We start from the raw sequence: 12614 nt of genomic DNA on the forward strand, positions 1-12614 counted from the left end.
GGGCGAATAATCAGAGGTTCGGAGCCTTTGACTTTCAGTCTTTGAGTCACTCTTTCGTTTACTTTTGGCGAGCTTTTGAACGGCTCTGGCTCAAAATTAAGACACTTACCTATGTTGCACCATTGAAATGTTAGATTTTAGAACTTTTTAGTTGTCGCTATGAATGCGCAAATCTATTATGCATTCTGGTTTGGTTTTTATTGGCCGCGTGAATGGCATTTCGCTTAATTAAATACATCTTCTTTACCTTGCTGGCGATGGTTTTACCTTCGCAGGCTTCTGCGTACCTGTCGCAGACGGAATCCGATGTATTGACACGTCTGTCCAGCACTAAACCGTCACACGTATTACCGGGGAGTATTGATTTTCAGGCTCTGTTTGATCAGAGTGGGGAAACGCAAACTCCGTCGTCAACACCCAGCTCTCATTCCGAATTTGACTCCGCGGCCGTTGGTATCATTAACGCTAACCGTTGGAGCTCCCGCCATTTGGAAGATGGCGATGTTCCGTCTTTCGATGGCAGTGATATTAATAGCGCTATTGCGCCGGCACATCGGCTCTACCGCGCAGATATCGACACGCCTCATTACGAGACAGACAACCAGTTTTCCCAAAGCCATCGTATTGCTGGCTGGAAAGAAACCAATGCACTGTACGTAGCGCTAAACAGTCAATACTGAGTTTTCCTCTTTACGTGGCGTTTTCCGCGCCAGGCTTTATCTCAATCTGATTTAGACAACACTCGATAAACAATCGAGGGATTATACGTATATGAAGAAAACTCCGAAAAAGACGGCAAAGAGCGCTCGTCTGATGAATCACTATTCTGCTTGGAAGTATGTGGTTCTGGTTGCGACAATTATTGTCCTGACACTCAGCGCTATTCCGACCTGGTACGGTGAGAAACCGTCCATTCAGGTGACAGCGTCACAGAACAACAAAGTGTTGAGTTCAGTAACAGAAGTGAACCAGTATCTGGCTCATCGCAACATCAATGTAGACACCATCACCCAACAAGGTGAGAAAACCACGCTGGTATTCAATAACGAAACGGATCAAACCCATGCACGCGGGGCATTGGACGAACTGTTGAACAAAGATGACAGTATTTCGTTCTCTTATGTGTCCGTGGCACCGCAATGGCTGAGCAACCTGGGTTTTAGCCCGATCAAACTTGGCCTTGATCTGCGAGGAGGTGTTCAGTTTCTGCTGAATGTGGATGTGGACAAAGCCTTTGAAGATCAGCGCAATGCACTGGTTGATGAGATGCGCGACATGCTTCGTCAAGAACGGGTGCGTAATGTTCAGTTTGTGAAAGTAGGCGTGGATGGCTTTGATCTTAATAGTATTTCTTCAGACGCTCTGACGAAATCAGCTACGTACCTCAAACAGAACTATCCAGGTTGGGATGTGAAACGCTATTCCGATCACCTGAGTGTGAATCCGACGCAACAGAACAAAAGTGAGTTCCAGAGCATCACGTTGACGCAAAACCTTAAGATTATGCGTGATCGGATTGAGGAACTGGGCATTACGGAAGCCTTGGTTCAGCGTCAAGGCGAACACAGCATCCGTATCGAATTGCCGGGTGTTCAAGACCCGTCTCAGGCAAAAAATGTGATTGGTGCGACAGCTACGCTGGCATTCCATGAAGCGAAAGAACCGTCTCAGGGCAAGTCGTATGACGACATGATCCTCAAAGACAACAATGGTCGTGAAGTGGTTCTGGCAAAGCGTCCGGTGTTGACTGGCGAACACATTGTCAATGCGCGTGCTGGTGTTGATAAAATGGGTTTCTCCGAGGTGAACATTTCTCTCGACCATGCTGGTGGCAAAATCATGAGTGATTTTTCCGGTAAGCACATTGGTAAGCCAATGGCGACGGTGTACCGCGAATACACCACCAACGCGAAAGGCGAAACAGAACGCAGCGAACGTGTGATCAGCGTAGCAACGATTCAGTCTCAACTGGGCAGTCAGTTCCGCATTACGGGGGCTGGCTCTATGCAGGATGCGCAGAATCTGGCTCTGTTACTGCGTGCTGGCTCTCTGACCGCACCTGTAACCATTGTCGAAGAGCGTACAATCGGCGCGTCTTTGGGGGCGGAGAATATTCACAACGGTTTTGCGGCGCTGGCATTAGGTATGGCGATGACGCTGACCTTCATGGCTTTGTGGTACCGCCGTTTAGGCTGGGTTGCGAATACCGCGTTGCTGATCAATATGGTGAGCTTGCTGGGTATGATTGCGTTGCTGCCGGGAGCGGTACTGACGTTGCCAGGTATTGCGGGCCTGGTACTGACGGTCGGCATGGCCGTGGATACCAACGTGCTGATTTTTGAGCGGATAAAAGATAAGGTCAAAGAAGGGCGCTCTTTTGCCCAGTCGATCGATCAAGGTTTCAACAGTGCATTCAGCACTATTTTGGACGCGAACGTCACGACCATGATTACCGCCGTCATTCTTTACTCCATCGGTAACGGGCCTATTCAGGGCTTTGCCCTGACGCTGGGATTGGGTTTGTTGACCAGTATGTTCAGTGGTGTGTTCGCATCACGGGCAATCATTAACTTGGTTTGGGGCCGCGATGGCCGCCGCGATGTGAGGGTATAAATCATGGTTGAGTATTTGAAACGACACATTCGCCCAATTCGCTACGTGACGGGATTGGTCTCTATTCTGCTGATGGTGATTTCTTTTGCGGCGTTAGGCGTACGGGGTCTGAATATGGGCCTGGATTTCACGGGTGGTATGGTGACCGAAGTGAAAGTTGATCCGACCCTGACTAACGTGCAACTGACTCAGGCGCTGAAGCCTGAGCTTGGAGAGTTTACCAGTGTCACACACTCGAATGAGGACGGACGCTGGATCATCCGCTATGCGATCCCAGAAGCAGGGCAAACCACCCCGGATATTACCCACATTCTTCAGGGGGTGTCGCATCAAGTGGATGTGATCAGCAATAGTATGGTGGGATCACAGGTTGGCCAGGATCTCTACAATCAAGGTGGTCTGGCATTTCTTATCTGTGTGCTGTGTATTCTGGGTTATCTGAGCTTCCGTTTTGAATGGCGCTTAGCAAGCGGGGCAATACTGGCATTGTTCCACGATGTGGTATTGGTGCTCGGCTTCTTCGCGTTGTCACAGATGGAGTTCAACCTTACGGTATTCGCGGCGGTGCTGGCGATCCTCGGTTATTCGTTGAATGATTCCATTATCATTGCAGACCGGATTCGTGAGCTTTTATTGGCGAAGCCGAAGACGCCGACCAAAGACACCAACGATCAGGCAGTGATCGCGACATTTTCGCGTACTATGGTGACATCGGGCACCACCTTGATGACAATTGCTGCGCTATGGATCATGGGAGGCGGGCCACTAGAAGGATTTGCAATTGCGATGTTCATCGGTGTGATTTCCGGTACCTGGTCTTCGATTTCAATCGGTACTATCTTGCCGGAGTGGTTCAAACTGGAGCCGAAACACTACATGCCAGTAGAAGTGGATACCGCACCCTAACAAGAAAAGCCAGAAAGCCCCGCGACAGCGGGGCTTTGTCATTACTGGGTTTGTGCGGCGAGAAACTCCGTAAAGCGGGTCCACGATTTTTCATCAGCATCTTTGCGATAACGCTCACTGCCAAATACAGTAAAGGCGTGCGGCGCGCCACTGTAGGTGATCATTTCATGCTTCACGCCTTGTGATTCCAGTTCACTGGCCAGCGTGGCAAATTGATCCATGGTGATGGCGCTATCGGCTGTTCCATGGAAAACCAGGATTGGCGCTTTAGCATCGGCATACGATTGACCTTCTGGGGTTGTCAGTCCGCCGTGAAACGTGACAAACCCTTTGGCGTTCATGCCTGCTCGGGCGGACTCAAGCACTGCGGCACCACCAAAACAATACCCCATAACGACCACATTCGTGCCACTGCCGTTCAACTTCGCGGCATAATCCAGGCTACCTTGCATCAGTGCTCGCAACTTTTGGCGATCCTTGTAAAGCTCGCCGGTATGCTGACGTTTGTCTTCGACTTTGGTCGGGCGAACGCCTTTTCCAAACAAATCGACGGCGAAAACGTTATAGCCTAGTTTATTGAGCATTTCCGAACGTTGCACTTCGTAGTCGGTCAGCCCATCCCAGTCATGAACCAACAAAACAAGTGGTGCAGTGTCGCTGACTTTGGACCAGTAGCCCTCGTATTCACTACCATTTACATTGTAAATCTGATTCTCTCCGGCCAGTACTGATGTTGTCAAAAGTGACAAAGAGAGTGCGAGTGGTTTAAGCATAATCACCTCCTGTGTTCCGACTAGTTTAGTACGTGCCTGAACAAACAGTAGAGCAAAACAAAAAAGCCTCCCGAGGGAGGCTTAATAGCATAGAGTAAGATCACATAGCCGCTTGAAAGATCTGACTGATCTCGTCGTGAGTAGCCTGTTTCGGGTTAGTGAAACCGCAGGCATCTTTGAGTGCGTTATCCGCCAGGGTTGGAATGTCTTCCGCTTTCGCGCCCAGTTCACCGATACCCGCAGGGATACCGACATCTTTGGCTAACTGAACGATGGCGTCGATTGCGGCGTTTGCGCCTTGTACTGCCGACATTGCATCGACATTTACACCCATTGCTTTCGCTACGTCACGCAGACGTTCAGGACACACCTGGGCATTGTATCGTTGCACGTGTGGTAACAAGATGGCATTGCACACACCGTGCGGCAGGTCGTAGAAGCCGCCAAGTTGGTGTGCCATCGCATGCACATAACCCAGAGAGGCGTTATTGAATGCCATACCTGCCATAAATTGAGCGTACGCCATTTGTTCGCGGGCTTCGATATCATCACCTTTTTTCACCGCGGTGCGCAGGTAGGCCTGAATCAGCTCAATCGCTTTTATCGCTACCGCATCTGTGATCGGCGTAGCGGCCGTTGACACATAGGCTTCTACGGCGTGAGTCAGTGCATCCATACCCGTCGCGGCGGTCAGGGAAGCCGGCTTCGCCAGCATCAGTTCTGGGTCATTGACCGACATCAGTGGGGTCGTGTGCTTATCGACGATCGCCATTTTAATGTGACGTTTTTCATCGGTGATGATACAAAATCGTGTCATTTCAGACGCGGTGCCCGCTGTTGTATTGATGGCCACCAATGGCAGCATCGGTTTTGCTGACTGGTCGACACCTTCATAATCGGCGATTGCACCATCATTGGTGGCGACCAGCGCAATGCCTTTTGCGCAATCGTGTGGTGAGCCGCCGCCCAGCGAGATAACAAAGTCACATTCGTTGTCTGCCAGAAGGCTAAGTCCGTCGTTAACATTTCCTATGGTTGGGTTCGGTTGGGTGCCATCAAAAACCACGGTGTCGACGTCTCTATCGCCCAACAGATCCTGAACCTGTTTCACCACGCCGATTTGATTGAGCACTTTGTCGGTCACGATCAGGCCTTTCTTAAAGCCTTGCGACTGAATGCTGTCTGCTGCGTCTTTAAGACAGCCTGCGCCCATCAGGTTAACCGTAGGAATGAAAAATGCACTTGTCATTAAGAATGCTCCACTGTGTTTATGTATGCATACAGGCTCGCATATAATGTGGATAAAAAGGCTTGATCTGAGGCAAGTTCTGGCACGTCAAACTCACAGATAGTGATATTTGTGATGTGGGTCTTATTGCACATTATGTGTGGTTTGTTAAACGCAAGTGATTAAAATTATACTTTTAATCAAATGGTTAAACAGAATGGAAAAAGCGCCGCGTGGACGCTTTTTCGCTGAGACGCCGTCAGGCGATTTCGATCAAGCGTGCTACCAGACGTTCAATCCCGCTTGCGGCTTGTGAAATGTTTTCAGCCAGCATATAAGCTGGTGTTGAAAGCACTTTGTTTTCTGTATCGAACACATAGTCGTCTACCGGACACTCGACATGATCGCCGCCCATCTGACGAAAGGCTTTGGCAGTTTGGACGTCATTTCCGATAGTGCCCTGTACATCGGTGCCGTAAATCATGGGAATAATGGCTGGCGCGATACACAAATACGCCGCAGGCTTTTTCGCTTCGGCAAAGCCACGACAGGCTGCAGCCACATGAGCATTAATACTGCATTCTGTGCCTTTGACAGCAAAGTCGGTCAGGTTTTTTGCTGCGCCAAAGCCGCCGGGCAAGAGCAGGGCATCAAAGTCAGCCGGATTCAGTTTGGCGACATCCTCTATCTGACCTCGGACGATTCGAGCAGATTCGACCAGCACATTGCGGGTTTCAGGCATTTCCTCACCAGTGATGTGGTTTATCACATGCATTTGTTCGATATCTGGCGCGAAGCAGTGCCAGGTCGCACCATGCTTCTCGATCGCGTGCAGAGCCAGCACCGTTTCATGGATTTCAGCACCATCGAAAACACCGCATCCGCTCAATATGACAGCAACCTTTTTCATCTTAACTTTCCTTTTCTTTACGCTTAAGAACTCAGGACTCACTCCTTTTGGCTAAGTTCCTGATCAACTTCAGTGCTTTCTATATTATCGTCGATTTCATCCTGATCGTGATCGTCAGGCCGATAATTTTTCACGACAAAAGGTGTCAGCATAACGCTCGATGGCAAAAAGTGTTTCATAGCTCCCCCTGTAATTGCAACGAGCTTAATACGGACTTGTATTCAGTGTCGTTGAGCTGAGTCATCTGTTCACTGACAGGGTGGAAGAGGCTGCTTAAATTGCCTGATTTGTCACACATTATGACGAGGCGGTAAGAGGTCTATATCAATAAAGTTGACGATAACGCTTGGCGTTGTGCATGAAAACCTGTAGTGAGGCGAATCTCAATTATTGATTCCTGGTCACGGCTCAGTATCATTGCCCGACTGGTTGTATATAAGATGAATAATATGCTGCGTAAATATCTTTCTTTTGCTGCACTGGCGGGGGTGTTGAGTGTCAGTGGTTGCCAGTCGAAGAGCATCAGCCGGGGGATGAAAGCGCCGGTGTGTAATATTGATAAGCCCGTGCCGACGTACGTCCATTTCTTTGTGGCAAACGAAGCTCTGAAAGGACGTTCGCAGCAAGAGAACCATACTCAGATGCAATTTTGGGTGAATTACTCCAATTGGGTTTTGGAGAACTCTTGTATCCCAATGACACGCAATGTGGCAGAAGTAACGTTTGTTGATTTGAGCGATCACTATGTACTGGACTTTAGCTCAGCGCATTATTCGCTGGAATCTGTTCTGGGGGCCGATCGTATTAGCCAGATCCGTCAGCAGTCCAACCATTATTATGCGTTGATTCTTGGCAGTGAAAACACGTTTTTTAAGGGTGATCTCCACGGACAAGCAGAGCGTGCGCCTCATGGTCATTTTATTGCCTTGCGGTACAACACTTCCCAACATGTGCTTGAGCACGAGTTTGGTCATTTAGCCTGGGCGGAACATGACACCGAAACCTTAAAAGAGCAGGTAGGCAACAACGATCTCACAGAGAGCAGTGCTGTTTGGGAATGGCCATACATCAAACCATACGCACGTGCCTATTTGTGTGCGAACGGTGGTACGATCATGAGTTACGCTCCGAAACGCAGGCCGTTTTATTCCAGCCCACAGATTTCGTTTAACGGAGAAGTGTGTGGGAATGCGAAGGCAGGCGACAACGCTAGAGTATTACGTGATTATGCCCAGCGCCTGCGTGAACGTATGGCAAGTGTGGGTCAGGGAGTCGCGATCAACTGATCCCAATAGGGTGTATCTGTCCCCAGCCGGTCGGCTATGTATTCGATGAACGTCCGGACTTTCAGTGGCAGGTGCTTTCTTTCCGGAAACACCGCATAAATGGCGTGCTCTGGCAGAGGGAAGTCCTGCATCACGGGAATTAAGGTGCCTTTGGCGATATCGGATGCCACGATAAACGTGGGTAACTGAGCGATGCCGAGTCCGTCTAACACCGTGCGGCGGATAACTTCACTGTTATTCACCACAAAGTTTCCCTTAGGAACGACTTTATGCTCGCCGTGGACACTTTCAAATGTCCACTCGTGCCCGCCTCGGAAATAGCTATAGCGCAGGCAATTGTGATGAGCGAGATCCGTTGGGCGTTTGGGTTCACCGTATTGTTCCAGATAAATGGGAGAGGCACACAGCAGGCTTTTACAGGGCGCCAGACGACGTGCCACCAAATTAGACACAGGTAAATGGCCGATACGAATCGCCAGGTCGAAACCACCTTCAATCAAATCCACCATTTGATCTTCAAGTTGCAGATCGATTTCGATTTGCGAATTCAGCTCGATGAAATCGGCGATAATGGGGGCGACGTGCTTGACACCAAATCCCATTGGTACGCTGATTTTCAATCGCCCTTGCGGTGAGCCCTGCAACTCTGTGACGGCGTCCAGCCCCTGCTGAGCGAGACCCAGCGCCTGCGATACGTAATCGTAATAGCGCTGACCAGCCTCCGTCAGGCTGAGTTTGCGCGTTGTTCTGTTCAGCAGACGAATGCCGAGTTCATCCTCCAACTGGTTGACGCGTTTACTGACTGCTGACTTGGTGATATTGAGCTTGGCAGCCGCGACGGAAAAGCTGCCGTTTTCTACAACGGCGACAAACACGGGGATAGCAGAGAAACTGTGCATAGAGTTGAGTTTAAGTTAACAATGAGTTTCTTATTATATGGATTATCATCCAGAAGAAAACAATCTAAACTAGGCCGAACGAGTAAGGAGTAATCATGAAGTACGATTGGATTCTGTTTGACGCGGACGAGACCCTGTTCCATTTTGACGCATTCAAAGGCATGCAACTGATGTTTGCCCGTAAGGGAATTGAATTCACGCAACAGGACTTTGCTGAGTATCAGCAAGTGAATAAACCGCTCTGGGTTGATTATCAGAATGGCGACATTACCGCTGATGAGCTAAAGCACACGCGTTTTGACCTCTGGGCGAAAAAACTTGAAACGACCACTGCTGAGCTGAACACTGCATTTCTCGAAGCTATGGCGGATATCTGTACCTTACTGCCGGGTGCGAAGGAGTTGATGGAAGCGCTGTCAGGAAAGGCCAGAATGGGCATCATCACCAATGGTTTTACGGAGCTTCAGGCCATTCGTCTGGAAAGAACTGGAATGAGCAGCTACTTCGATCACATTGTGATTTCTGAGCAAGTGGGTATCGCCAAGCCAGACGAAGGTATTTTTGCCCATGCGATGTCGCTGATGGGCCATCCGTGCAAATCGAAAGTATTGATGGTTGGTGACAATCCGCATTCAGACATTCTTGGTGGTATGAATTTTGGGATAGAAACCTGCTGGCTCAATACCGAACGTGTAGATGCCGTGGATGGCATTTCTCCGAGTTACACCGTGGCGTCATTGCATGAACTGAAAGACATTCTGATCGCCTAATCAGCGTTCTGCCGGCGCATGGAGTGATGTGTAATGACTGAGGGATTTGGTGTTTGTTATCTCGAATCCCTCATCAAGTGTGCTGAGTTTTTTGATGCGATCAAGACGGAAATGACGATAGTCGTGGCGCAGTTCGCACCAAGCCACTAATGTCCATATCTTGCCCCAGAAAATTTGCCCGAGAGGTTGGAGCGTGCGCCGGGTTTGCTTACCATTCTCTGCGGTGTATTCCATTTCGACTTTCAACCTGGCGTCGGTTGCATGGCGCAGCATCTGGCTATGTCTGGCGGTGTCTGAACGAGAATGCAGATCCGGCACGAGCATCGAAAATTCTTCCACCTGTTGTTTTCTTTTGTCCGGAAGGACAGACAATATTTTCGTCGACGCACTTTTGGCCGCGCTGGCGAGTTCTTCGTCTGACCATGAGCGCACCATTTTCATGCCCAGTTCCAGTGCCATCATTTCTTGTTCGGTGAACATCAAGGGCGGGAGGTGGGAGCCGGCTTGCAGTAAATAGCCGACCCCCGCTTCTCCGTATATCGGAACGCCGGAACGAATGAGTGATTGAATATCGCGATAAATGGTCCTTTCGCTAACCTGCATTTCTTCAGCGAGCGCCGAGGCAGTGACCGCGTAGCGTCGGGAACGCAGCAAGGTCAGGAGTTCAAATAGTCGTTCCGATTTACTCATTCAGTCTTCATCCCAGATGCTGATTAACGGTATTTTTTGGCCAGGTCACACATCTTAATGTGTTGGTGCTGAATGTCGACTGAACCTCGGTCGATCAGTGCGATTAAGGCCTGACATTGCTCATTCGCTGCAAACTGCTTACTGGCCTGTTTGGCTTCTTCCATGGAATCCCAATAGATTACGTCATTCCACAGGTTACGTTCGATTTCGTAGCTTAATGAACGATACTGAAACCCTGGCAGATTAGCGACAAATGCCTGGCTCTGCTCCGATGCGGCAACCAGATCGTGTTCCGTTACTCCTTGACGCAGTTTAAAGGTGACGATTTCAATAGCACTTTGCATGATTGTTTCCTTGTTGGTTAAGTTCGGAAACAAGCTTAAAACGTGACTTTGACAGGACATGTCAGGAGTGTGGCGAGAAGTACAACGGCTACCGCATGGTAACCGTGTTCGGCGCAAGAGCTAAAATTACCGGGCAAAAAAGCGACCAAGTGTCCGCGGGGCAAACGGCGTTAACATTGGCAGTGTCGATACTGGATTATTTTCACATTTAGAAAAGTATTTATCGGCGACCAGCAAGGAGATCAGACGCTCTTTGTTGTCATCCTGAAACTGCTCAACCCATTGATTCGCGTTGTGTATGATCGACAGAGCCTCATTTTCATGCTCCAGATAGTAGTCCATTTTTTCGATGAGGTCGGAGTAATCGTCCTTTAATTCAACGTAATGCACGCCTGCTTTAAGCCGACCTTCCATAAACCAGGTCTCGAATTTGGGCTTTGACATCATCACCAGTGAGTTGGAGGACATGGCCCATTTTAGATTGGTGGCAACGTCATTCCCCTCGATGCAAAGAACAAATTTGTGCTGCAGCTGCTCAGCCACGCTCATAAAGTCTTTTTCCCACGGTTGTCCTTGTCTGGGTTTGGTTTGACCAATGTCGCAACGAGGATGATCATAGAACGCTCGGATAACCCGTTTACGATGATCCTTGTGCCCGACACCTCGCCAAACAACCATGTTCTTTTTTTCCTGATAAGGCAGTTTGTCGCAGACAAAGTTAAAATGACGAATACGGTTCAGTTTTAACAATACAGAATGTTCGTTGCAGCCATTAATCGGGCGACTTTTTAAAAACGTAGGATGATCAGGAATATGAGTGACATCGCCATTTTTATAATCGAAACGTAACCCACAAGGGAAATAACGTATTACGGAACGAAGGTCAAAAAAATAGGTGGCTCCTTTGGTCTTTTTAAAAGTTTTCACTTTTGTTCCGCAATTTTCATTCAGCGAAAATCCACGAGTTAACTTATTGTAATAATTCACTCTGTCGTAGATCTCATTCTGATCATAATAATCAATGGATTGAATAATCTTGTGGCGATTCCAGCGATAGACACATTTTGGCATCAATAAGGTAATGGCATTGGAAAAGTAGTATAAGAACTTGTTTTTACGCACGTTAATGACTCTCGTGACTGAATCTTAAGACAAATCTAATACAGTTGGATTAACCATCAATGAAAGAAATATGATAATTCCGTTACTTAACAGTAACTCAGTAATTTGATGCGTATGGAATCAATTTAATATACGAATTATTCTCAATAATGGCAGGGTTTCTTGTAAGGTAATCATCCACTGTTAGATAGAAAATACATTAATATAATTATCATCAATAATAAGTAGAGCATTTATTACGCCTGATTACTATATAAACTCACATGTCGGACAGCAAATTTGAGACTTGATTTATATTTTAATTGCACCGTTTTTCATAAAGAAAAAATTATATTCTCTGTATGTAAAATCGAATGATGTTTTATTTTTATGCACTTTCTTGATATGTCACCCATTTTAATGGGGATACTGCGATCAGAGCGTTTCTGTTCAGCCGCAGCACGTTTTGTTAAGGTACCAGGGTACAAATCGAGAGAATCAGATATGAGTGATATCAAACAGTTAGATAGTCGAGTGGTGTATCAGAACCCGTGGATGACGGTGCGCGAAGATAAAATAGTGCGCCCCAGTGGTGCGGAAGGGATTTATGGTGTGGTCGATAAGCCAGACTGCGCAGTGATTCTTGCCGTGGATAACGGCGAGATCCATTTGGTACAACAGTACCGTTACACTGTAGGTCAACGTTGCTGGGAATTGCCGCAAGGGGCATGGGAGTCAAACCCGGATGCCGATCCTCTCGAACTGGCTAAAGGCGAATTGAGAGAGGAGACCGGATTGTCTGCCGCCAGTATGAGCTATGTGGGTGCCCAGTTTATCGCCTATGGATTCCTCAATCAGACCTGTCATATCTATCTGGCTTCTGGCCTGACGTATGTGGGTAATTGTCTTGACAAGGAAGAAGAAGATTTGATCACACAAGCGTTTTCGCTTCAGACGTTTGAACAAATGATGATTGACGGTGACATCAAAGATAATGTGACCATCGCCGCCTACGGTCTGGCTAATCTAAAAGGCCTGATTGACTAGCACACGCCCTCCGTAAAGAGGGCGTATTCGTTTATGGGCTGAACATT

13 protein-coding genes are annotated in these 12614 nt (G+C 48.2%); 6 read left to right on the forward strand and 7 right to left on the reverse strand.

The genetic code is table 11. The features are described from left to right. Positions 1 to 212: 212 nt before the first annotated feature. The 3 genes from VPR01S_RS09130 (at position 213) to secF (ending at position 3519) form a co-directional block, all read left to right on the forward strand. Positions 213 to 680: a hypothetical protein gene (locus VPR01S_RS09130; RefSeq protein ID WP_021705031.1), complete on the forward strand. Its 468-nt coding sequence runs from the start codon at positions 213 to 215 to the stop codon at positions 678 to 680. 91 nt (positions 681 to 771) lie between these two features. Further along, a complete protein-coding gene (secD, locus tag VPR01S_RS09135; RefSeq protein WP_040902499.1) occupies positions 772 to 2613 on the forward strand; it encodes a protein translocase subunit SecD in 1842 nt (613 codons plus the stop codon). A 3-nt stretch (positions 2614 to 2616) separates the two neighbouring features. Then, complete coding sequence (gene secF, locus VPR01S_RS09140; RefSeq protein WP_021705033.1) at positions 2617 to 3519, forward strand: protein translocase subunit SecF; 903 nt, start codon at positions 2617 to 2619, stop codon at positions 3517 to 3519. 41 nt (positions 3520 to 3560) lie between these two features. On the opposite strand, the gene VPR01S_RS09145 is transcribed toward secF, so the two are convergent. The 3 genes from VPR01S_RS09145 to elbB form a co-directional block, all read right to left on the reverse strand. Further along, a complete protein-coding gene (locus tag VPR01S_RS09145) occupies positions 3561 to 4298 on the reverse strand; it encodes a dienelactone hydrolase family protein (protein WP_425585294.1) in 738 nt (245 codons plus the stop codon). A 94-nt stretch (positions 4299 to 4392) separates the two neighbouring features. Further along, positions 4393 to 5541 (reverse strand): L-threonine dehydrogenase, encoded by a 1149-nt coding sequence (gene yiaY, locus VPR01S_RS09150; protein ID WP_021705035.1) that lies wholly within the window; start codon positions 5539 to 5541, stop codon positions 4393 to 4395. 238 nt (positions 5542 to 5779) lie between these two features. Beyond that, positions 5780 to 6430: an isoprenoid biosynthesis glyoxalase ElbB gene (gene elbB, locus VPR01S_RS09155; RefSeq protein ID WP_021705036.1), complete on the reverse strand. Its 651-nt coding sequence runs from the start codon at positions 6428 to 6430 to the stop codon at positions 5780 to 5782. 449 nt (positions 6431 to 6879) lie between these two features. On the opposite strand from elbB, the gene VPR01S_RS21955 reads away from it, so the two are divergent. Beyond that, positions 6880 to 7716 carry a hypothetical protein gene (locus VPR01S_RS21955; protein ID WP_021705037.1) on the forward strand — a complete coding sequence of 279 codons (837 nt, stop codon included), beginning with the start codon at positions 6880 to 6882 and terminating at the stop codon, positions 7714 to 7716. Here VPR01S_RS21955 and VPR01S_RS09165 read toward each other — a convergent pair. After that, on the reverse strand, positions 7695 to 8615 hold the full coding sequence (locus tag VPR01S_RS09165) for a LysR family transcriptional regulator (RefSeq protein WP_021705038.1): 921 nt from the start codon (positions 8613 to 8615) through the stop codon (positions 7695 to 7697). The genes VPR01S_RS21955 and VPR01S_RS09165 overlap by 22 nt on opposite strands. A gap of 95 nt (positions 8616 to 8710) precedes the next feature. Here VPR01S_RS09165 and yjjG point away from each other — a divergent pair, with 95 nt between their 5' ends. Beyond that, on the forward strand, positions 8711 to 9385 hold the full coding sequence (yjjG, locus tag VPR01S_RS09170) for a pyrimidine 5'-nucleotidase (protein WP_021705039.1): 675 nt from the start codon (positions 8711 to 8713) through the stop codon (positions 9383 to 9385). Here yjjG and VPR01S_RS09175 read toward each other — a convergent pair whose 3' ends face one another. From VPR01S_RS09175 to VPR01S_RS09185, 3 genes are all read right to left on the reverse strand, one after another. Then, positions 9386 to 10075: a helix-turn-helix transcriptional regulator gene (locus tag VPR01S_RS09175; RefSeq protein WP_021705040.1), complete on the reverse strand. Its 690-nt coding sequence runs from the start codon at positions 10073 to 10075 to the stop codon at positions 9386 to 9388. Positions 10076 to 10098: 23 nt separating this feature from the next. Then, positions 10099 to 10419 carry a hypothetical protein gene (locus VPR01S_RS09180; RefSeq protein ID WP_021705041.1) on the reverse strand — a complete coding sequence of 107 codons (321 nt, stop codon included), beginning with the start codon at positions 10417 to 10419 and terminating at the stop codon, positions 10099 to 10101. Positions 10420 to 10545: 126 nt separating this feature from the next. Further along, positions 10546 to 11541 carry a glycosyl transferase family 90 gene (locus tag VPR01S_RS09185; protein WP_021705042.1) on the reverse strand — a complete coding sequence of 332 codons (996 nt, stop codon included), beginning with the start codon at positions 11539 to 11541 and terminating at the stop codon, positions 10546 to 10548. Between the two features lie 483 nt (positions 11542 to 12024). Between VPR01S_RS09185 and VPR01S_RS09190 the strand changes: the two genes are divergently transcribed. Beyond that, positions 12025 to 12567 (forward strand): NUDIX domain-containing protein, encoded by a 543-nt coding sequence (locus tag VPR01S_RS09190; RefSeq protein WP_021705043.1) that lies wholly within the window; start codon positions 12025 to 12027, stop codon positions 12565 to 12567. Positions 12568 to 12614: the final 47 nt, after the last annotated feature.

Source organism: Vibrio proteolyticus NBRC 13287 (assembly GCF_000467125.1).
GTDB lineage: Bacteria > Pseudomonadota > Gammaproteobacteria > Enterobacterales > Vibrionaceae > Vibrio > Vibrio proteolyticus.

Bases quoted from the DNA above. Each gene is read 5' to 3' on its own strand.
- secD (WP_040902499.1), top strand. From the start codon at position 772: ATGAAGAAAACTCCGAAAAAGACGGCAAAGAGCGCTCGTCTGATGAAT.
- VPR01S_RS21955 (WP_021705037.1), top strand. From the start codon at position 6,880: ATGCTGCGTAAATATCTTTCTTTTGCTGCACTGGCGGGGGTGTTGAGT.
- VPR01S_RS09130 (WP_021705031.1), top strand. From the start codon at position 213: ATGGCATTTCGCTTAATTAAATACATCTTCTTTACCTTGCTGGCGATG.
- secF (WP_021705033.1), top strand. From the start codon at position 2,617: ATGGTTGAGTATTTGAAACGACACATTCGCCCAATTCGCTACGTGACG.
- elbB (WP_021705036.1), bottom strand. From the start codon at position 6,430: ATGAAAAAGGTTGCTGTCATATTGAGCGGATGCGGTGTTTTCGATGGT.
- VPR01S_RS09165 (WP_021705038.1), bottom strand. From the start codon at position 8,615: ATGCACAGTTTCTCTGCTATCCCCGTGTTTGTCGCCGTTGTAGAAAAC.
- VPR01S_RS09175 (WP_021705040.1), bottom strand. From the start codon at position 10,075: ATGAGTAAATCGGAACGACTATTTGAACTCCTGACCTTGCTGCGTTCC.
- VPR01S_RS09180 (WP_021705041.1), bottom strand. From the start codon at position 10,419: ATGCAAAGTGCTATTGAAATCGTCACCTTTAAACTGCGTCAAGGAGTA.
- yiaY (WP_021705035.1), bottom strand. From the start codon at position 5,541: ATGACAAGTGCATTTTTCATTCCTACGGTTAACCTGATGGGCGCAGGC.
- yjjG (WP_021705039.1), top strand. From the start codon at position 8,711: ATGAAGTACGATTGGATTCTGTTTGACGCGGACGAGACCCTGTTCCAT.
- VPR01S_RS09190 (WP_021705043.1), top strand. From the start codon at position 12,025: ATGAGTGATATCAAACAGTTAGATAGTCGAGTGGTGTATCAGAACCCG.